The sequence below is a fragment of the Reichenbachiella faecimaris genome, assembly GCF_900176375.1.
GTDB classification, from domain to species: domain Bacteria; phylum Bacteroidota; class Bacteroidia; order Cytophagales; family Cyclobacteriaceae; genus Reichenbachiella; species Reichenbachiella faecimaris.
In genome coordinates this window covers 210921-229948 of sequence record NZ_FWYF01000003.1, presented here as the reverse complement: position 1 = coordinate 229948, position 19028 = coordinate 210921, and the positions used below count along the sequence as shown (strand labels likewise).

The following is a 19028-nucleotide window of genomic DNA, read 5'->3' as shown; positions in this document are numbered from 1 at the left end:
ATGGATTTGATATACACCCTCAATATCATTGGCACTTTCGTATTTGCTATATCTGGTGCGCTTACTGCTTCAGAGAAGAAAATGGACGCCTTTGGTTCGGCAGTGATTGCACTGATTACGGCGCTTGGTGGTGGAACCCTTCGTGATATCCTAATTGGCAGTCAGCCAGTAGGATGGCTACTAGACCCAAACTACTTGTATACCGTCTTAGCTGCATTGGCTTTTAGCTATTTTTTCAAAAAATGGATCGTTAAGTTGACCAGAACCATGTTTCTATTTGACACGATTGGTATTGGCTTATTCGCAGTGCTTGGTATGCAAAAGACACTTTCTTTTGGTTTATCTCCTGCCATAGCCATTATGATGGGAGCCGTTTCGGCCGTGTTTGGTGGAGTGCTACGAGATGTACTTTCCAACAGGGTTCCTCTGATTTTCAGAAAAGAGATCTATGCCACAGCATGTCTGGCGGGCGCTACTTTATATTATGGACTAACATTCACCCGTTTGCCTGAAAATTGGTCTATTTGGATAGCCATAGTAGTCGTGATGGGTATCAGAATTCTAGCTGTGAGAAGAGGCTGGGGCTTGCCTGGGATAAAGTGAGTATTGGCTTTATCCACCTTCAACTTAAATTAATCTTGCACCATATTGTTAGATAGCATTCAATCCTTTCATGAATCAGATATGAAATGAATCTCTATTTAGGTCATCTTTGAATAAGCAAAAACTACAGACATGACCGAAGCACTCGCGACACAACTCTCTCAAATTATTGAAACCGCTTTAAAGGATTTTGAATCTATTTCAGAAGAGCAATGGAACACTAAGCCAGCTCCTGAAAAATGGAGCAAAAAGGAGATTTTAGGGCATCTGGCTGATTCTGCCATAAACAATATTCACCGTTTCGTACGCATTCCTCAGGGTGACCAAACCAATATTTGGTATGATCAGAATTATTGGGTGAAGGCCAGTGATTACGAACATCAGGATTTGGAATCGATAAAGTCTCTGTGGCAATCTCTGAACCTTCAGATCGTGCGAGTGTGGAAAAAGACCTGGGATGCAGATCTCCAAAAAACCATTCCCGTGAAAGATGAAACACCCACCCTTCAGTTTTTGATGGAGGATTACATTGATCATTTGAATCATCATTTGAGACAGATTTTTTAATCTTTCAAAACCGCTTTGACCTGGCGTTTATAGCTTCTGCTGATGGGCAATTGTTCGTCGCCAATAGTGACCTGTACAGAATTAAAATTGGTAATAAGGTTCAAGTTGACCAAAAAAGATCGATGAATTCTGATAAACTCTTTAGGTAGCTCATGCTCTATATGACTGATTTTCGCTTTTGATACAATAGGAGCTTCAGCTTCAAGACTGTGTATTTTTATATAATCTGAAAGGCTTTCTATATAGCGAATGTCTTTATGAAGCACTTTCCTGTTTTGTCGGTCTGATCTAACGATGATAAAACCTTCTTCAGATTTTTTCTGCTCATCTTCTAGCGCTTCTATTTTAGATTGAGTGTCTTGATATTTTCTGTACAAAAGGTAAAAGCCATGAGCAAACACGATCGTATAAAGTGTCATGCTCAGTTTGGATACATCCAGGATAGAAGGATGCATAGCACCCACCTGATAATTCGCTAGATAAATAAAAGCAAGAAAAATCATGATGATCTCTAAATGGGCAGAAACGATCAACACATAAATGGAATAAAGCGCAAACTTCGCTCGCCTGCCATTCATCAGAAATCTGGGTACCAGGAAGAAATTGAAAAAATAGGCCGTACCAAGAATTACTGGATACATGACAGTCACAAAATACATAGAGTACAAATAGCTCTCAAAGGCATTCGCATATAATAGAATCAGCACTAAATATATTGCCACCCAAAATATTGCATGTCCCTTTATTGTCATTGACTTTTTTCTTTCAATATTCGCTAAATATATTCACAGTTGTGTCATTTGTCGACAACTGACTGGTCTAGCCATGGATTCGACCTAGGTGCAAAACATGCCTCATCCTAGCTTTGGAGCTAAATAATTTTAAACTAAAAAGAACACATCATGATTGATTTATTATTTGAAGGAGGCATCTTATTTATGAGCATTTTGACCATCGTGTTGGCTGCGAGCTGTGGATTGTTTGTTTTCTATCTGATCAAAAAAACTAAAGACGAGAGCCAAACAAGTTTAATCAAATCCGTTGGACTCTTTGCACTGGTATTTGGCCTTCTGGGTCAGTTCATTGGTCTGTATAGTGCACTTCAGCATATCAGCCAGGTAGAGTCTGTTTCCTCGGCCATGCTGGCTGGCGGCATTCGTGTGTCATCTATCACCAGCATCTATGGTATGTTGATCTTCATACTCAGCTACTTGATGTGGTTTGTATTGAAGTCGATCCGTAGCGTTGACTAATGACACAGATCATACAATTTTAGACAGATTGTCCAAGGTTCATGCGTAACTTTGGACAATCATGAAAGACATCCAAACCAGAGCAGACGTAGACCAAATGATCTATACATTTTATGAAAAGGTTATGGTTGACCCTGAGATTGGATTCTTTTTCACGGAGATTGTCCAACTAGATCTGGAACATCATCTACCAAAGATTGCTGACTTTTGGGAAACTACTCTTTTTCACCAAGCCAAGTACAAAGGCAATCCAATTACCCCACACATTGCTATACACGAAAAATCCCCTCTGACACAGGCTCATTTTGATCGCTGGGTGAAGGTGTTTTGTCAAACAATCGATGATTTATTTTCTGGGGGCATTGCCGAAATGGCTAAGCAACGTGCACAGTCTATTGCTACTGTGATGCTAATAAAAATTAAAACCGTCTAGTACCCTTGAGCTTACCCTTGCGGCTGTAGTATTTCCAAGTATCAGCAGGCTTCCCATTATCATACTTTTCTTCTGAAGCTATTTTGCCATTGTCATGGTAGGTAGTCCACGTTCCATCTGGTACCCCATTTTTATAGGTTTCCTGGATTTGCAACTCTCCATCTAGAAAATAAACGTTTCGTGTTCCGTTTCCATTCGAAAGTGTTCCTTTCGGCAATATTTCGCCTTGCTCAGAAAAATAATCACTTACATCCAGTAGCAACCCATACTTCCAGTTTTCGTCTTGGATGAGCTGTTCGTTTTCATAAAAATGTCCCCAAAGGCCGTTCTTCAAATCGGCTATATAAGAACCAATGGAATTCAACTTGCCAGATTCATAGTAGTCAATCCACTGTCCGTTTTTCAAATCATTTTTGAACTTACCTTCCGACAAAAGCGCGCCTGATTCATAGAAATATTTCCAAAGGCCCTGCTTGTGATCGGCTTGGTATGCTCCAATCGAAAACATGATGCCTTCTGGTGACATGCTCACCCAAGTCCCAGTTTTTAGGCCAGACTCATATTGTCCTTCTACACTTAGCGTTCCGTCTTTGTAGTACTCTACATACTTGCCATCTAATATGCCGTTCGCATAGTGTGCTGTGAGGGTTTTATTTTTATTATAATGAAATTCTTCTATAGCGCCATTAAGCAAACCTGACTGATAACTTTCTGTTCGTGCTATGCGCTTATTGGCATGATAATATGTCCAAGTACCTACAGGTAAATCGTCTTGATAATACTGCTCAAAGTTTTTGTATCCCAACGGGGAGAATTCTATCCAAACGCTATCTTTTTGTCCTTCTTTATAAAAACCTGACAACGCCACTTGTGCATTGTCATAGTATTCATAATAAGCCCCATTCAACACATCATTTTCGAAATTGGAAGAAGAGATAAGTTCTCCATATTGATCATAGGTATGGTATGGCCCTTCCTTTTTCCCCTCCTTAAGCAGGATGGCCTCAGAGACTTTGTAGTTGAAATATTTGAGCCAAACGCTATCAGGCACCCCATGATTGTAGTATCCAGTCACAACCATTCCATCCCGTCTTCTATCGAATTGCCACTGACCCACTCGGTTACCTAGATATCTTTCACCTGTCGCATTAAAAGTGGTGTCAGCAGGGACTTCTTTGTAAAAATTCTGTGCTTCAGAACCCCATGACTGAAGGAAGCATACCAGTAAGATCAAGGTACATTTTTTCAAATGCATAAAATGATTAGTCGTTTGCTACAAAGCAAACAATTAACGTGCTAGGTTCTACAAAATTTCAAACAAATTTTACCAACGGATCAATGCAGACGCCCACGTAAAGCCACTACCAAAGGCCGCCAGACATACCAAGTCCCCAGCTTTGACTTTGCCTTCTTCTAGTGCTTCGCTAAGTGCCAGCGGAATAGATGCTGCCGTCGTGTTGCCATACTTTTGAATATTGTTGAATACTCGTTCGTCCGTCAAATTCATTTGTTTCTGAATGAATTGACTGATTCTCAAATTGGCCTGGTGAGGAATAAGCATGTCAATATCATCTGCTTGATAGCCATTTTGTTCCAGTGCCTCCTGGATGACTTGTTGAAATCGAACAACAGCGTGCTTAAATACAAAATTTCCATTCATATATGGATAATACCTAATGTCCTCTGCGTCATTTCTTTCAATGTAATTAGGCACCCAATCTGTAGTGGCTGGGCCAATGAGAGCCAATTCTTCTGCATGCTGTCCTTCAGAATGCAAGTGTGTGGAAAGTATTCCCTTCCCTTTTTCTTCTGTGACTTGTAAGATGGCCGCTCCAGCTCCATCTCCAAAAATCACAGATACGCCTCTGCCTCGTGTCGTAAAATCCAATCCACCACTATGCACTTCACTACCCACCACCAGTACAGTTTTGTACATGCCTGTCTTGATAAATTGATCAGCTACAGATAGTCCGTATACAAAACCAGAACATTGGTTTCTTATATCTAATGCGCCAATTTCCTTTTTGAAGCCCAATTGCTGCTGAAGCATTACTCCAGGGCCTGGGAAGTAATAATCTGGACTCAAGGTGGCAAAGACAATAAAGTCTATATCATCAACTTGTATTCCTGCTTTCTCTATGGCCATTTGAGAAGCTTTGGTTGCCATAGTGGATGTGGTATCTTCTCCGCCTGGTACGATATGACGCCTTTCTTTGATACCTGTCCGTTCCTGTATCCAGGCATCATTGGTATCCATGAGTGGTTCTAATTGTTGGTTGGTTACTACATTGTCTGGAACGTAATGTCCCATTCCGATAATTTTCGCACTTTTCATATCTATCATTTTTGGATTCGGAAATTTAAGGTTTATTCCAAAACTAAAACCTCAATTCTTCGATTAAACTCACGACCTTCCTTTTCCTGATCGTTGGTAGCCATAGGTATTGCATATCCGTAACCTCTGGGCTCTACCCGACTAGATGCAATCCCCTTTCCTATTAAGTAATTGGCGACTGCTTTGGCTCGCAGAATAGAAATTCTCAGATTGGCCTTTCCGTCCCCAATATTATCAGTATGCCCAGCTATTTCAACTCTTAGTTCTTTATTTTCTTTCATTACGGCTAGTAGAGGCTTGAGCTGTGCTCGATCCTCCTCGTCTAATTTAAACTCGTCAAAATCAAAGTAGATATTGGAGAGTAGTGCTTTGTTGCTTAGTCTAAATTTACTCCCAATATTTTCCAAATCTGTGTAAGTAGGATCGTAGTAATCGCTAGAGTCATCCGCTTGACCCTTTTCTGTACTTATGGCAAAATTTTTCTTCATTACTTTTTGTTCGGCGCGAGGAGTTTGTACTGATTCTTTATGTACGAGATGATCATGAAATAATATCTCAACATTGATATTGTCTTCACTTCCTACCTTTACTTCATAGTTGCCATTTTCATCCGTCATGGTCTTCAACTCTAAACCTGATCTCCGAGATGGATAAAAATGTATTTCGGCATGATCTGCTGGTAGGCCGGCTGCATCTACAATTTGACCTGTAAGCAAGATTTTATTAGACTCATGAAAAAAGTAAATGTCAAAGCTGCCATACGAACTAAGACGGTCTGATACAAAATACCCTGAGTTTCGTGGTGCATCCATTTTAAATTGAATATCATGGCCTATGGAGTTGGTAGGGTATCCCAAAGAGACAGGAGCTGACCACGCATTAATTTCAGCATTGAATTCAGATTTAAAAACATCATATCCGCCAATTGAGCCGAATCCTTTCGAACTAAAATAGAGCGTTTTTCCATCAGTCGATAAATAAGGATAATCCTCGTCTAAGTCTGTTGTCAGGTCAGTGGAGAGCAATGCTGGTTTGCTCCAATGATTGCTTGACGGATCCAATCGTGAAACAAAAATGTCGAGGTCAGCAGTTTTTCCTTTCTTTCTATGAGCAAAGAGCATGATGTTCTCCTGTTCATTAATAAAAAAATGAGATTCTAGTTTTGAACTTGAGACCTCTCGACTCAGAGATACTGGTTTACTCCATTTCGAGTTGTCACTATGGCTAACAAACAAACTTCCTTTCTTCTCACCTTGGTATAAATACAGTTTGCTGGATTTATTGACGACTTCAATGTTGGCATTGGCCTCATCAAACGATCCAAAATAGCTTAATATACTTGGTGTACTCCATTGCGTTCCCGTACGAATGCTGTGATAGACATTAAAAGGTTTTGATTCGTTTTCATCACTTCGATCCGAGAGAAACAGCAGTTCATTCAATTCGCTAAAAAAAACAGGGCTATATTCTGTAGAAGTACTGTTAATAGGCTCGGGTAATTGGTCAATTTCATAATTTTTAGAAAAACTGTGATGCACTTCTGCTCTTTCTGCCCAGTCAATAAAAAACTTTGCCTCAGCTATAATCACTGAACTTTTGTACTTATCGAGTGTCAAAAATTTGTTCCAACTTTCAGCTGCTTTTTTGAATTGATTCTGATGAAAGTAAGCTCTGCCAAGCCAGTAGTAATAAAATTTGTCGCGTTTTCCCTGTGTACTTTTATATTGGAGTAAATCCTCCATAGACGTACTTCTTGGGTTTAGTAGCGCACGGCATATAATCAGACGATAGGCAGCCATTTTATTCTGCGAATCGATACCCAATATTTCTTCATATACCTGAGCGGCCTCAACTAACTCTTCGGCATAAAAATATTTTTGTGCCTTTTTCTCTAACTTTTCTACGTCCTGACCAAAAGCCATTGAAACAAACAGCGTCAGGACCAATAGCAAATTACATTTTCTGAAAAACATATGTCATGTGGTGTTAACCTCAATATGCTAGGAATAAGATAACGTTTTTTAAGAAATAATTGAAACCAAAGAATCTCAGTTAGTCGAAAAGTGTGTAATTCCCTAACTGATCAACAGAGGATTCTGGTTTGATTAGATGCTCTCCATTGTTCAATACATTCGTGATCAGCGGCGAAACAGAATGGTAGCTAATTTGTCCAAGGTTTTCTGTATTGTTCAATATAGCCATCAACTCTTTCAAGGTCGAGTAACTGTCCAGCCACTTTTTTTCCAAATCTTTTGGGATAACGCCAGGCATATTCATCCCAAATTCGGGAATGTTAATATAATTGGGTATCTCAATGATTTTGAACGTATAATGCACATTGCCATCCATGTCTTCATTTTCTTCCCAAACTCCTGGAAGGCTAAACATGGTTTCGGCAGGATTATAAAAATAATGAGGTGTCTTTCTTTTCTTACTGTACTGTTTCCATAGATAAAAACCATTTACTGGAATCAGGCAGCGATGTTTCTCCAATGCAAGGCGTAAAGTAGTTTTAGACATCAGCTGATCCCTTTCACAGGTCAAAAGTTTTGGAGAAATGCTCTTGTTGTTAGACCATTCTTTATTTGTCCCCCAATAAAGAAAAGATATTTCGCCCTTCACTGAATCTGTAACTATAGGAAGTTGCTGCGCTGGCGCAGCATTATAGTTGGGTACTGTAAACTCCTCGCCTTTCAATCCATATCGGGCATTGATGGCTTTAAAATCTGAGTAAATCGCGTACCTATCTAACATTTTTTGATTCTCTAGTGCTGATTGATGAAATTAAATGCTCGGTCTTCAGACCAAAATGTGCCATTGTTATGGTTTGATGAAAAACCCACATGACCTCCAAATTTAGGCATCTCGAAATAAACATTTTTCGAAGTTTGGAATTTTGTTTGATCAAAACACGATTCTGATAGAAATGGGTCGTTCAAAGCATTTACTAGCAGGGTGGGTACTTCAATACCCTCAATGAAATTTCTGGCGCTACATTTGGCGTAATAGTCGTCAGCAGAATCAAATCCATGCAATGGCGCAGTCACTACATTGTCAAACTGGTACATGTTCTTTACTTTCATCAGTTGAACTACATCTACAGATCCAGGTATTTTTTCATTTTTGGCTTTTCCTTTCACCTTCAGCGATTTTAAGAATCGTTGGCAATAAAGGAAATTATGAGGTTTATCAATTTCATGACAGCAGCCCTTGAGATCAATCGGTACTGAAAAAGCGAAAGCTGATTTGATTTTTGAGTCTCGTCTCTCTTCTCCTAAATATTTCAGCGTAAGATTCCCACCCAAACTAAATCCGCCCAAAGTAATATTTGGAATACCTAAAGTCAGCGCATATTCCACCATAGTCGCCAGATCTTGAGTAGCACCACTATGGTAAAATCTAGGCGTATGGTTCATTTCACCACTACAGCCACGATAGTTCCAAGCAATGACATTCCATCTCTCTTCATGAAATTTTTTGACCATTCCTTCTATATAGGGTCTATGGCTGTCACCTTCCAGTCCATGAGATAAAATGAGCAATTTATCCGAATTCGCTGGGTACCAGTCCAAATCCAAAAAATCTCCATCAGGTGTATCTATTCTAATTCGTTCAAACAAGGGCAAACACTTCACTTTTCTAGTTATTCCTGGAATAATGGTTTCTAAATGGCGATTAAAGAGAAGCTTCGGTCTCTTATAGTCAGACTGGGAAATTATTGGCATTGAAAATAACTACGTGTTTTTTTTGGTCAAATTTAAAATTTTAAAATAATCCAAGCGATTCTTTCCGAAAAGTATATTTTTTCACCGTTAACGTAAACGAAACAAAATTTTCAATTTAGATAAATTTGATTAAACCCTATTTCAGGCTAATTTAGCCGTTCGATTTTTAATTAATCAAAAACAATGGCGGAAGTAATAAAGATGCCTAAGATGAGCGACACCATGGAAGAGGGTGTAATCGCGTCTTGGCTAAAAAAAGTAGGGGATGAAGTAAAATCTGGAGACATTTTGGCTGAGGTAGAAACCGACAAAGCCACTATGGAATTAGAATCTTATGACGATGGAGTATTGCTGCATATTGGAGTAGAAGAAAAGTCCGCCGTTCCTGTTGATGGCGTAATTGCTATAATTGGTGAAAAAGGGGAGAAAATTGACGAGCTACTTGCCAGCCTTTCTGGATCAAATGCACCCGCAGCCAAGGAAGAAGAAGCGGCAGCTCCAGCTCCAGCACCCGCAGCAAGTACAGAGAAAATTGATACTTCTGACATCAACGCTCAGGTAATTAAAATGCCTAAGATGAGTGATACCATGACGGAAGGTGTTATCGCCTCATGGATCAAGAATGTTGGAGACGATGTGAAATCAGGCGACATTTTAGCTGAAGTAGAAACTGACAAAGCCACAATGGAACTTGAGTCTTATGATGATGGTGTCCTATTGTATAGAGCAGTGGAAGCTGGGAATGGCGTACCAGTTGATGGTGTAATAGCTATTATAGGTGAAAAAGGCGCTGATTTCGAAACATTATTGAAGGCTGAAGCAGCAAACGCTGCGGCTCCAGCTGCAGAAGAAAAGAAAGAAGTAGCCCCTGCTCCAGCAGCTGCTCCTAAAGCAACGGCTGCATCTGCTCCAGTAGCTCTCCCTACTCAGGCTACTCATTCTAACGGACGAGTAATCGCCAGTCCATTGGCAAAAAGCCTTGCAAAAGAAAAAGGATATGATATCGCACAAATTCCAGGAACTGGAGATGGCGGAAGAATTATAAAAAGAGATGTGGAGGCATTTGTTCCTTCAGCAGTCCCAGCTGTGGGTGGAGTAGCTGCTACTGGGGCATTTGGTGTAGAAAGTTACGAAGACGTGCCTGCCACTCAAATGAGAAAAGCTATTGCAAAAGGTGTGACAGCCAGTCAATTTGGAGCACCACATTTCTACTTGACCATGGAAATAGACATGGACAAGACCATAGACGCTAGGGCAAGCATCAACGAATTGGCACCTGTTAAGATTTCATTTAATGATATCATCATAAAGGCAGTAGCTGCTGCTTTGAGAAAGCATCCTGATGTTAATACATACTGGATGAGCGATACCAATAGTATTAGAAAAAATCACCACATTAGTGTAGGTGTAGCTATGGCTACGGAAGATGGACTTGTAGTTCCAGTCGTGAAATTTGCAGATACCAAAACGCTCGCCCAGATTTCTATTGAAGTAAAAGAATTTGGTGCTAAGGCTAAAGCCAAGAAAATTCAGTTGGATGAAATGCAAGGCAATACCTTTACTGTGTCTAATTTAGGTATGTTTGGTATTGAGCAGTTCACCTCGATCATCAATGCGCCTGAATCTTGTATTTTGGCAGTTGGTGGCATCAAACAAACGCCAGTGATTAAAAATGGTGAGATTGTACCAGGCAACGTAATGAAAATCACATTGACTTGTGATCATAGAACCGTAGATGGCGCTGTTGGATCTGCTTTCTTGCAAACACTGAAAGGATTTATTGAGGATCCCGTAAGAATCTTGATATAAAAACAATTCTGAAGGGAGAGGTTAACCTCTCCCTTTTTTTATTCGTTTGAATTCCCCGTAAATAAATAGACATGTCGAAATTCCCAAAAATAAAATCAACAACTGTCTGTGCTATCAAACACAATGGACAAGTAGCCATTGGCGCAGATGGACAAGCCACTTTAGGCAACACTGTTGCGAAAAGCAATGTGAAGAAAATCAGAAAGCTTCAGGACGGCAAGGTAGTGACTGGCTTTGCCGGATCAACTGCTGATGCATTTACTCTTCTGGAACGCATGGATGAAAAGCTCAATTCTTATGGTGGCAATATGAAGCGGGCCGCAATTGAGCTCGCCAAAGATTGGAGAATGGATCGCTACCTGAGAAGATTAGAAGCCATGCTAATCGTAGCTGACAAAGACGAAATTCTTGTGGTATCAGGGACTGGTGATGTCTTAGAGCCCGACAATGATATCGCCGTTATAGGATCGGGCAGTATGTACGCCCAATCTGCCGCTCTTGCTCTAAAAAAACATGCGGGCGACAAACTTTCAGCAGAAGAAATGGTCAGGGAAAGCTTGAATATTGCTGCTGACATCTGTATCTATACCAATCATAATTTGGTGGTGGAGAAGGTAGACTGATAATTATATTACCCAAATCAATATCAATTTGACATCTTCTTATTTCTAGCCAAATTCTAATCTAATTGGTCTGGAGATATTTTTGCGCTATACGGCTATTGGTTAGATTTGCGCCACTAAAATTGAACAACATGGATATCAAAAAAACAGCCCTTAACGACCTCCACGAATCCCTTGGCGGAAAAATGGTCCCATTTGCCGGATACAATATGCCGGTTCGATACAGCTCAGACAAAGAAGAACATAATCAGGTGCGTGAAGGCGTAGGCGTATTTGATGTATCCCACATGGGGGAATTTTTGCTTGAAGGGCCAAAGGCTTTAGACCTAATCCAACGTGTAAGCAGTAATGATGCTTCGAAACTTGTAGACGGTCAGGCTCAATATTCCTGTTTGCCAAACCAAGAAGGTGGAATTGTAGATGATTTGATTATTTATAGAATGACTGAAGAAAAGTATTTTCTTGTGGTCAACGCCTCAAATATTGAAAAGGATTGGAATTGGATATCCAAGTACAATACTCAAGGGGTGAAAATGACCAACCTATCAGACGACTATTCGCTTTTTGCCGTGCAAGGCCCAAAAGCTGTTGAGACACTACAGAAATTGACTGAGGTCAACCTTTCAGAGGTTAAATTTTATACTTTCGTTGAAGGTCAGTTAGCTGGAATCAACAATGTCATTATTTCTGCTACTGGCTATACAGGTGCTGGTGGATTTGAATTATACATCAAAAACAAAGATGCTGAAACTGTTTGGAAGAAGGTTTTTGAAGCAGGAGCAGAATTTGGCATACTTCCTATTGGGCTAGGTGCCAGAGATACCTTAAGATTAGAAATGGGATATTGTCTATATGGCAATGACATCACTGATGCGACTTCACCACTTGAAGCTGGCTTAGGGTGGGTCACTAAATTCACCAAAGACTTTATTAACTCTGAAAACCTTGCAAAGCAGAAGGAAGTGGGTGTAACTAGAAGACTGGTTGGGTTCATCATGGAAGACAAAGGTATTCCGAGAGGTCACTATGAAATCGCTGATGCTGATGGAAATAACATTGGTGAGGTAACTTCCGGCACGATGTCTCCATCTATGGGAGTTGGCATAGGCTTAGGCTATGTGAAAGTAGGCCATCACAAGGCGGATTCCGAAATTTACATTCAAGTAAGAAACAAGTCGCTTAAAGCACGAGTAACCAAATTACCACTTTACAAAAAATAAGATTGAAAAGAAATATAGATGTTTGCCTCTCTCCAGAGCTAATTGGCCTGTATGACCTTAAAGGGAAAATTGTAGTAGTTGTTGATATTCTGAGAGCCACCTCCGTCATGGTCACTGCCTTGGCAAATGGAGCTAAGGAGATTATCCCTGTGGCTACTCTGGACGAGGCAAAGTCATATTTAAACAAAGGATTTTTGTGTGCTGCCGAAAGAGGTGGGGCACAAGTAGAGGGTTTTCCATTGGACAATTCGCCTTTCAGTTATATGAATGAGGAGATCAAGGGCAAGCCAATTGTCATTACGACTACTAATGGCACCTTAGCCATAACTAAATCTACGACTGCAGACCAAGTGCTGGTAGGGGCATTCCTCAATATTCAGGCAGTGGCAGATTACATCACCAAACAGGACAAGGATGTCATCGTACATTGTGCAGGGTGGAAAGGCAAAACCAATATGGAAGACACCTTATTTGCTGGTGCACTAGTGGAACTTTTATACAACTCTCATAATCTAGCCTGTGATACAGCTCATCTTTCTTTGAAATACTATCAGTCTGTAAAGGACAACCTCTTAGAAACTGTAAAGAATTCAGCACATGCGAAGCGTCTGAATAAACTACATGTAATTAAAGACATTGAGTTTTGCGTAAAGCAAAGCACTTACGACATCGTCCTGATTTTAGAAGGAAAGAAGTTGATCACAACTAGCTAGTTGGTGAAAATATAATCTTCCACACTTTTTTCGGCCTGATATACCTTTTCTTTGCGATAACTTTCAAAGTGTTTTTCGTGCACTTCAAGCAGATCATCATAAGGTCCTCTTGGTGTCAAAAGCTTACCAAGAATTGGGGCTATTTCCAACATGATGAACAGCAAAATAATAAACACATTGGCATAATAAATGGTATCATATTTCTCACCCAATCTCGCCAATGCTGTCAGTTGAAATGATACCCCATTAATATCAGCCACTTCTATTTGACTTAATTCACTATTTTTTGACCTTTCAACAAGCTGAAGATCATTCCTAATCTTTTCTATCGTCAGACCATTTTCCCTTTTTATTTCTTCCAGCTCAGCTTGCGCCTGATCTGCATTATTTTTTTTGATTTGATAAATAGGCCCAGGATTTACTTTACCAGAACCTCCAGTCCCATCAGCCTCCTGCCTGGCTACATCTAAGAGATGATCCCTAATTTCTTCCTTTTCTTTGATCCCGTGTTTTAATGATTCAATTTCCGAATGGAGTGAATCTGTTTTTGAGTTATATCGAGATTGGATGATATTTTCATTAGCAGCCAACAGCTCCTGTTTGATCAGATTAAGTTCCGTGGCTATTTCCTTATCAAAAATTTTCAATTCAAGTGGTTTGGAAATTACTAATGCGATCAAAATTGCCAATAACAATCGCGGAATTGCTTGCATATACTCGTAATGGTTCTTGTGAGATTTGCGCATGCTGAGTACTATGAGCCTATCTAAATTAAAAATCATTAGACCCCATATCAAGCCAAAAACAATTGGCCAAACCAACCCATCAAAAACAAAATACAAGGCATACGCGGAAGATATAGCTGCCAGGAGGCCTGTAAAAAAAACAGCTGCACCTATACCTACAAACTTACTGATCTCAGTTGGGCATCTTTTTAGTATGGAAATAGACACACCAGAACAGTAACAGAAAAATTGTTCAATTCTTTTCATAAATTTTGAGTTTTGACCTGACCTAATTAATAGGTAATAAACAGTTCCTGTTATTACCTATTAGATAAACAAAAAAAAGCTAAGAGAGGATCCTTGCTGGCAACATAAAGAGTGCTCTAATAAAAGCAAATACGCCCTCCACAGCAAAGCCCAACAATCTAAATGGCAACAAAATCAACCAAATGAGTGGATAAAGTATCAAGAGACCAATAGCCAACGGCCAGCAAATAACCAATAAAATTAGCCAGAGTAGTAATTTCATAATTTCGAGTTTTAGACTTCCTAACGCATCAAGCGCTATTTTGTTGGAAAATCTGGAGAGGTCAGCAACGATTTCTGAAGGCCAAAATTTGTATGACTGTAGAAAACACCTAATTTTAGTGCACTTGGCATAATATTCGCTTCATTTCGACAAAATCAATACTATGAAAAAGTCTCTTCTTTTGGCCTTTACCTTCCTTATTGCACTCGCCAGTTATGGGCAATCTACTACAGACAATGTAAAACTGGCTATGAACGCAGGTAGTGCTAAGGAGTTGATCAAATATTTCAATGAAGTGACAGAACTTAAAATAGATGACGCTGGAGCTAATTATAGCAAAATTCAAGCTGAGTCTGTTTTGCGTGAATTCTTTCAACAAAATCAAGTTGAAAACTTCGACTACATCCATAAAGGCTCGTCTCCTGAGGGGCTCAAATATAATATTGGCATGTATAATGCTAAATCAGGCACCTATCGCGTGGTTATTTTACTCAAAGAAGTAAAGGGTGAATATGTGGTAGATACGATGAATTTTAACAGAGAGTAATTTGCTCTGTCAAGGCCTTTCCTACCCAATCATACCAAATGACAGAATAGCAAAGCCAAGTGTCAGCTTTTTAAAGTTTTTGATCCTTTATTCAATTTACTGACAAAGTATGGCAGTGAATATTGTCAGAAAAGTTAATTCTTTTGGCAGCTATCCAAATTCGGTATGATTTTACTTTGGGGTATTACTAAAACAAAAAGCACATGCATTTTATATGGTATAACCCTGACCTCAGAGAATACAAGTATGGAAACGTGGCCGCTTTTAATTTAGAGATTGAAAGAGCCAATAATCCCAGAGCATATACGGTGCTCATGGAATTTGACAAAGATTCTAAGCAGATCGCCTACAAGATCATTGAGCAATTAAACATTGCAAATACGCAATCCATCGTAAGAATTGCGTCCTAGGTCGAAAAAAGTAGGCAACTCGAAGTGTTTTGAGCTAGTATTAAGGACGGTTCGTTTTTTAATACGTAGTTAGAATTTGACAGTTGAGTAAAGTAAACTGGCAGACACGAACACTTAGAATTAGGTTTATTTGTAACGTTAACACATTGGCTATGCATCTTATTTGGTATAATTCTGTAACCAAAAAGTATGAGTACGGAAGTGCAGTGGACTTCAAATCTTTGAAGAAAACTAGTGATTTGGGAGACGCCCTAACTATACTCATGGAATTTACTGGAGATGACAAAGTGTTAGCTCATAAAATTATTGGAGAGTTGAACATAGCCAAGTCAGAACCCCTCATGGTGGTTTGAAACCATGACTGAAATAGCAACCTTTTTCTCATAGCTTATCCTGTAGACGGCAGGAAATAGTGTTAATAAACGAACCCCGGCTTTTAGTCGGGGTTTATTTTTTGTCAAAAAAGAAAGAAGGAAATGCTTTCCGTTCGTTCTGTCCAAGAAGATTCAGTTTGAACTGAGATTTTAAAAATCCATATCCATATCCGACCAACTGAATAAATGAGGCAGGAATAGCCAACAGAGCGACCAAAAACGAGTTCGATCTTAGTGCATCAATTCCGATCAATAAAATGAAAAAAGCAATTGGGAGCAGACTCATCCCAGTGCTCAGAGGTGCCAATATCAAGAGGCCGACAAGACTGAAAAGAAAGATGGATGGTAAAAAGTAGACCATTTTATCACTACCAGGATACCAACGATTGAGAATCACTCGCACCACGCCAAATTTGTACACCTGCTTTAAAAATTTACCAAAGTCAATTCTTCGTTTGTGATAGACTTTAGCTTCGTGAATTAAGGAAACTTTAAACCCAGCAGCCATAATTCTGAAACTCAGATCTGGATCCTCTCCCGGATGGATATCAGAAAATCCTCCCACTTTTTCATAAACCACTCTTTTCAAACCCATATTGAAACTGCGAGGCTGGTATCGATCCAGCTGCTTCTTGCCTCCACGTATGCCCCCAGTTGTAAAGAAGGATGTCATGGCATAGTTAATAGCCTTTTGAACATTAGAGAAACTAGGATGAGCTGCATCTGGGCCACCAAAAGCATCAGGCTGTAGTTCTTCGATAGCTGCTTCCAACTTTTCAAAATAGTCTTCGGGAAGCACGCAATCAGAATCAAAAAAAAGGAAGTAGTCACCCTTAGCCTTTTTCATACCAAAATTGCGACTATCGCCAGGGCCTGTATTTGGTTTGAAGAAATATTCAATAGTCAAATCATAATCACCAATAAGAAAATCAGACTTTTGGGTAGAGCCGTCCTCTACCAGTACTATTTCAAAGGGTTTTTCTGTCTGCTTTTGCAAACTATCAAGCATCTCCTTCATTTCATCAGGACGATTGAATACTGGAATAATGACAGAATATTTCGGATGCGTCATAGGTGTTGGTGCCAAATTAATTCAACCTCTCAATTTGTTGGCCATGGCCTTAACAAATTCATGTTTAACCAGATGAAAAGCGGATCTGGCAGGAGAATAACCCAGATAAACTGACCCTCCTCTACCCAATCGATCCAGTTGTAAATTGTAGAACCCAGCTTCAGCCATATCCTCAAATGCCTTAATACCCGTACGAATTGTAAATGGTTCAGGGGTGAGCTCTTCTGATAAAAACCGTTTGGCAAAATCATCATACAGCAGATAAGGTCTGGCCATACCCACTACATCCAACAAGCCCTCTTGCAAAGCTGTATTACAAAAGCTCAAGGTACGAATACCTCCTGTGACCATCAGGGGTATACTGCTTTGTTTTCTTACCTTTTCTGCAAAATCAAGGAAATAGGCTTCTCTGTTTTTGGTTGACTGTCTGACATTCTCTGCCAACAAAAATTCTGCGTTCTCATAAGTGCCACCAGAAATTTCTAATAGATCAACACCTAATTCATCTAGTTTCTTTATTACCCAAAGTGAATCCTCTTCACTAAATCCTCCTTTTTGAAAGTCAGAAGAATTTAGTTTTACACTTATAGGGAAGTTTGATCCTACTTTAGCTCTTGTTCTGCGGATAATTTCAAACAAAATTCTCGTTCTGTTTTCCAAACTTCCTCCCCAACTGTCTGTCCTCAAATTAGTATTTGGAGACAAAAACTGGCTGATCAAATAGCCATGAGCTGCATGAATCTGAACGCCTGTAAAGCCTGCTTCTTTTGAAATTCTTGACGCTTCAGCAAACTGCTCAATCAATTGCAAAATTTCGTCTTCAAGCAAGGTTCTTGGTTTAGCAAAAAAACCCAACTTCTTCAACTTTACATTTGAAGCAGAAACAGGTCGTAAATTATTGAAAATGGAAGTTTGTCGACCACTGTGGGAAATTTGAGTCCAACAATGGTTGCCATTGGCAGTGGCAGCTGCAGCCCACAATTTCAATTCGGGCATAGAGACTTCGTTCATTACCACATTCCCTGCGGATTCCAAATGCGACGAGTCCAACAAAACATTGCCAGTAATCAATAAGCCTGATCCATCCTTTGCCCATTTTTCATATAGTGTATAATGCTTTTGGTTGGGTTTTAAGTCGCTGTCGCTAAAACGCTCTGTCATGGCTGCTTTGGCCAATCGATTATCAAGTACTGCGCCACACGGCAGTTTTAAAGACGAATGAATATCCATTACAAAACTTCTTTCAAGAATTTCAGTGCCGTATTGTAAAACTTCAAAACTCTTCTTCTTTGATCTTGAATCAAGTTCAAACCAGACAGCTGACTAACTGGAAGCACTGCACCCACCCATTCGTCTTGATGCCAATGGGCTTGGACGTCACTTAAGTCAATCAGGTTCTTCATGGGGTATGGCCAGGGCGAACAATAGAAGTATGGTTCATCATAATACTTATCTCCAGGAGACATGCCCATATTGATACTTCTGGATGTTTCCGGATCGCCTGTATCCAACAAAGTAACTCTTGCAGCTATGTCAAAGTGATGTGGCCAGCATTTAATTTCTGATCCATTTTCTTCCTGATTCATCATGCTACGCAATAACAAAGAAGTATTATGGTAAAGTCTACTTAGTTCAAGTGAAGCTTCCATATTTTCAATATGAAAAGACTCTTTTTTTGCCGTGGGGTACTCAGGTATAGCATAAGGATAAGCCAGATTGATTTTTGAAAAATCAGCACCTAGTTTGCTTAGCTCATGTTCTAGCCAAACCATGACGTCTGTCTGTCGAATGTCCTGCATGGCTATAGAAGATATGGTCTGCAAATGCTCATCAACCAAATAAACCTCAAACTTTTGAAGACTTATAGACGAACGAAATTTGATGTCAGCTTCTACCCAACGTCCTACGATCCTCTGCAAATCAAAATCCCATTCCAAATTGGCATTTTCGTCTTCATCACTTGGCGGCAAAAAAGAACGACCCACTGCAGCCACATTCTGAATCGCTTGATGATATTGCTCCCTTACGCGAGAAAGGTCTGCCTGGTCAGGAAAAGTGAGCAATTGCCAATCTTTGTTCATAATATTAAA

Annotated in this window: 22 protein-coding genes; 11 read left to right on the top strand and 11 right to left on the bottom strand. The window is 39.8% G+C overall.

Translation table 11 applies throughout. The features are described 5' to 3' along the window. Both B9A58_RS13515 and B9A58_RS13510 read left to right on the top strand, forming a co-directional pair. A complete protein-coding gene (locus B9A58_RS13515) occupies positions 1–603 on the top strand; it encodes a trimeric intracellular cation channel family protein (RefSeq protein WP_084373406.1) in 603 nt (200 codons plus the stop codon). Between the two features lie 132 nt (positions 604–735). Next, a complete protein-coding gene (locus B9A58_RS13510) occupies positions 736–1170 on the top strand; it encodes a DinB family protein (RefSeq protein WP_084373405.1) in 435 nt (144 codons plus the stop codon). Here B9A58_RS13510 and B9A58_RS13505 read toward each other — a convergent pair. Continuing rightward, entirely contained in the window at positions 1167–1892 is a 726-nt protein-coding gene (locus B9A58_RS13505; protein WP_176214784.1) for a LytR/AlgR family response regulator transcription factor, read from the bottom strand. The two genes, B9A58_RS13510 and B9A58_RS13505, sit on opposite strands and share 4 nt — an antisense overlap. Before the next feature lie 180 nt (positions 1893–2072). On the opposite strand from B9A58_RS13505, the gene B9A58_RS13500 reads away from it, so the two are divergent. Both B9A58_RS13500 and B9A58_RS13495 read left to right on the top strand, forming a co-directional pair. Next, on the top strand, positions 2073–2423 hold the full coding sequence (locus B9A58_RS13500) for a MotA/TolQ/ExbB proton channel family protein (protein WP_084373403.1): 351 nt from the start codon (positions 2073–2075) through the stop codon (positions 2421–2423). Positions 2424–2484: 61 nt separating this feature from the next. Next, positions 2485–2856, top strand: a complete 372-nt coding sequence (locus tag B9A58_RS13495; RefSeq protein WP_084373402.1) for a group III truncated hemoglobin — start codon at positions 2485–2487, stop codon at positions 2854–2856. Here the strand turns inward: B9A58_RS13495 and B9A58_RS13490 are convergent. The 5 genes from B9A58_RS13490 to B9A58_RS13470 all read right to left on the bottom strand — a co-directional run bounded on the left by B9A58_RS13490 (position 2843) and on the right by B9A58_RS13470 (position 8811). Continuing rightward, a complete protein-coding gene (locus B9A58_RS13490; protein ID WP_221407860.1) occupies positions 2843–4105 on the bottom strand; it encodes a toxin-antitoxin system YwqK family antitoxin in 1263 nt (420 codons plus the stop codon). The two genes, B9A58_RS13495 and B9A58_RS13490, sit on opposite strands and share 14 nt — an antisense overlap. Positions 4106–4180: 75 nt before the next feature. After that, positions 4181–5191: a 3-oxoacyl-ACP synthase III family protein gene (locus tag B9A58_RS13485; RefSeq protein WP_084373999.1), complete on the bottom strand. Its 1011-nt coding sequence runs from the start codon at positions 5189–5191 to the stop codon at positions 4181–4183. A gap of 32 nt (positions 5192–5223) precedes the next feature. Further along, complete coding sequence (locus B9A58_RS13480; RefSeq protein WP_084373400.1) at positions 5224–7164, bottom strand: OmpA family protein; 1941 nt, start codon at positions 7162–7164, stop codon at positions 5224–5226. A 79-nt stretch (positions 7165–7243) separates the two neighbouring features. After that, positions 7244–7945, bottom strand: coding sequence for an SOS response-associated peptidase (locus tag B9A58_RS13475; protein ID WP_084373399.1), 702 nt, complete (start codon positions 7943–7945; stop codon positions 7244–7246). 11 nt (positions 7946–7956) lie between these two features. After that, the gene (locus B9A58_RS13470) at positions 7957–8811 is read right to left on the bottom strand and encodes a YheT family hydrolase (RefSeq protein WP_317042067.1); all 855 of its coding nucleotides are present in this window, start codon (positions 8809–8811) and stop codon (positions 7957–7959) included. A 288-nt stretch (positions 8812–9099) separates the two neighbouring features. Between B9A58_RS13470 and B9A58_RS13465 the strand changes: the two genes are divergently transcribed. The 4 genes from B9A58_RS13465 (at position 9100) to B9A58_RS13450 (ending at position 13281) form a co-directional block, all read left to right on the top strand. Beyond that, complete coding sequence (locus tag B9A58_RS13465; RefSeq protein ID WP_084373397.1) at positions 9100–10725, top strand: dihydrolipoamide acetyltransferase family protein; 1626 nt, start codon at positions 9100–9102, stop codon at positions 10723–10725. Between the two features lie 71 nt (positions 10726–10796). After that, positions 10797–11348, top strand: coding sequence for an ATP-dependent protease subunit HslV (hslV, locus tag B9A58_RS13460; protein WP_084373396.1), 552 nt, complete (start codon positions 10797–10799; stop codon positions 11346–11348). Between the two features lie 131 nt (positions 11349–11479). Next, positions 11480–12568, top strand: coding sequence for a glycine cleavage system aminomethyltransferase GcvT (gcvT, locus tag B9A58_RS13455; RefSeq protein ID WP_084373395.1), 1089 nt, complete (start codon positions 11480–11482; stop codon positions 12566–12568). 2 nt (positions 12569–12570) lie between these two features. Continuing rightward, complete coding sequence (locus B9A58_RS13450; protein WP_084373394.1) at positions 12571–13281, top strand: 2-phosphosulfolactate phosphatase; 711 nt, start codon at positions 12571–12573, stop codon at positions 13279–13281. Here B9A58_RS13450 and B9A58_RS13445 read toward each other — a convergent pair. Next, on the bottom strand, positions 13278–14273 hold the full coding sequence (locus B9A58_RS13445; protein WP_084373393.1) for a DUF4407 domain-containing protein: 996 nt from the start codon (positions 14271–14273) through the stop codon (positions 13278–13280). The two genes, B9A58_RS13450 and B9A58_RS13445, sit on opposite strands and share 4 nt — an antisense overlap. 79 nt (positions 14274–14352) lie before the next feature. Then, the gene (locus B9A58_RS13440) at positions 14353–14535 is read right to left on the bottom strand and encodes a hypothetical protein (RefSeq protein ID WP_084373392.1); all 183 of its coding nucleotides are present in this window, start codon (positions 14533–14535) and stop codon (positions 14353–14355) included. A 163-nt stretch (positions 14536–14698) separates the two neighbouring features. Between B9A58_RS13440 and B9A58_RS13435 the strand changes: the two genes are divergently transcribed. The 3 genes from B9A58_RS13435 to B9A58_RS13425 all read left to right on the top strand — a co-directional run bounded on the left by B9A58_RS13435 (position 14699) and on the right by B9A58_RS13425 (position 15845). Further along, on the top strand, positions 14699–15082 hold the full coding sequence (locus B9A58_RS13435) for a DUF4783 domain-containing protein (RefSeq protein ID WP_084373391.1): 384 nt from the start codon (positions 14699–14701) through the stop codon (positions 15080–15082). 203 nt (positions 15083–15285) lie between these two features. After that, positions 15286–15492: a hypothetical protein gene (locus B9A58_RS13430; protein WP_084373390.1), complete on the top strand. Its 207-nt coding sequence runs from the start codon at positions 15286–15288 to the stop codon at positions 15490–15492. 152 nt (positions 15493–15644) lie between these two features. Further along, positions 15645–15845, top strand: a complete 201-nt coding sequence (locus B9A58_RS13425; protein ID WP_084373389.1) for a hypothetical protein — start codon at positions 15645–15647, stop codon at positions 15843–15845. Positions 15846–15939: 94 nt separating this feature from the next. Here B9A58_RS13425 and B9A58_RS13420 read toward each other — a convergent pair whose 3' ends face one another. The 3 genes from B9A58_RS13420 to B9A58_RS13410 are packed head-to-tail and all read right to left on the bottom strand — an operon-like array spanning position 15940 to position 19019. After that, positions 15940–16938 carry a glycosyltransferase family 2 protein gene (locus B9A58_RS13420; protein WP_084373388.1) on the bottom strand — a complete coding sequence of 333 codons (999 nt, stop codon included), beginning with the start codon at positions 16936–16938 and terminating at the stop codon, positions 15940–15942. Positions 16939–16959: 21 nt separating this feature from the next. Further along, a complete protein-coding gene (locus tag B9A58_RS13415; protein ID WP_084373387.1) occupies positions 16960–18168 on the bottom strand; it encodes an NADH:flavin oxidoreductase/NADH oxidase family protein in 1209 nt (402 codons plus the stop codon). After that, positions 18168–19019, bottom strand: coding sequence for a hypothetical protein (locus tag B9A58_RS13410; protein WP_084373386.1), 852 nt, complete (start codon positions 19017–19019; stop codon positions 18168–18170). The genes B9A58_RS13415 and B9A58_RS13410 overlap by 1 nt, the downstream gene beginning before the upstream one ends. Positions 19020–19028: the final 9 nt, after the last annotated feature.

What these genes read in the sequence shown, in the direction of transcription:
- B9A58_RS13500 (WP_084373403.1), top strand. Translation starts at nt 2,073, where the DNA reads ATGATTGATTTATTATTTGAAGGAGGCATCTTATTTATGAGCATTTTG.
- B9A58_RS13495 (WP_084373402.1), top strand. Translation starts at nt 2,485, where the DNA reads ATGAAAGACATCCAAACCAGAGCAGACGTAGACCAAATGATCTATACA.
- hslV (WP_084373396.1), top strand. Translation starts at nt 10,797, where the DNA reads ATGTCGAAATTCCCAAAAATAAAATCAACAACTGTCTGTGCTATCAAA.
- B9A58_RS13480 (WP_084373400.1), bottom strand. Translation starts at nt 7,164, where the DNA reads ATGTTTTTCAGAAAATGTAATTTGCTATTGGTCCTGACGCTGTTTGTT.
- B9A58_RS13445 (WP_084373393.1), bottom strand. Translation starts at nt 14,273, where the DNA reads ATGAAAAGAATTGAACAATTTTTCTGTTACTGTTCTGGTGTGTCTATT.
- B9A58_RS13410 (WP_084373386.1), bottom strand. Translation starts at nt 19,019, where the DNA reads ATGAACAAAGATTGGCAATTGCTCACTTTTCCTGACCAGGCAGACCTT.
- B9A58_RS13465 (WP_084373397.1), top strand. Translation starts at nt 9,100, where the DNA reads ATGGCGGAAGTAATAAAGATGCCTAAGATGAGCGACACCATGGAAGAG.
- B9A58_RS13430 (WP_084373390.1), top strand. Translation starts at nt 15,286, where the DNA reads ATGCATTTTATATGGTATAACCCTGACCTCAGAGAATACAAGTATGGA.
- B9A58_RS13485 (WP_084373999.1), bottom strand. Translation starts at nt 5,191, where the DNA reads ATGAAAAGTGCGAAAATTATCGGAATGGGACATTACGTTCCAGACAAT.
- B9A58_RS13475 (WP_084373399.1), bottom strand. Translation starts at nt 7,945, where the DNA reads ATGTTAGATAGGTACGCGATTTACTCAGATTTTAAAGCCATCAATGCC.
- B9A58_RS13435 (WP_084373391.1), top strand. Translation starts at nt 14,699, where the DNA reads ATGAAAAAGTCTCTTCTTTTGGCCTTTACCTTCCTTATTGCACTCGCC.
- B9A58_RS13415 (WP_084373387.1), bottom strand. Translation starts at nt 18,168, where the DNA reads ATGGATATTCATTCGTCTTTAAAACTGCCGTGTGGCGCAGTACTTGAT.
- B9A58_RS13510 (WP_084373405.1), top strand. Translation starts at nt 736, where the DNA reads ATGACCGAAGCACTCGCGACACAACTCTCTCAAATTATTGAAACCGCT.
- B9A58_RS13440 (WP_084373392.1), bottom strand. Translation starts at nt 14,535, where the DNA reads ATGAAATTACTACTCTGGCTAATTTTATTGGTTATTTGCTGGCCGTTG.
- B9A58_RS13515 (WP_084373406.1), top strand. Translation starts at nt 1, where the DNA reads ATGGATTTGATATACACCCTCAATATCATTGGCACTTTCGTATTTGCT.
- gcvT (WP_084373395.1), top strand. Translation starts at nt 11,480, where the DNA reads ATGGATATCAAAAAAACAGCCCTTAACGACCTCCACGAATCCCTTGGC.
- B9A58_RS13420 (WP_084373388.1), bottom strand. Translation starts at nt 16,938, where the DNA reads ATGACGCATCCGAAATATTCTGTCATTATTCCAGTATTCAATCGTCCT.
- B9A58_RS13425 (WP_084373389.1), top strand. Translation starts at nt 15,645, where the DNA reads ATGCATCTTATTTGGTATAATTCTGTAACCAAAAAGTATGAGTACGGA.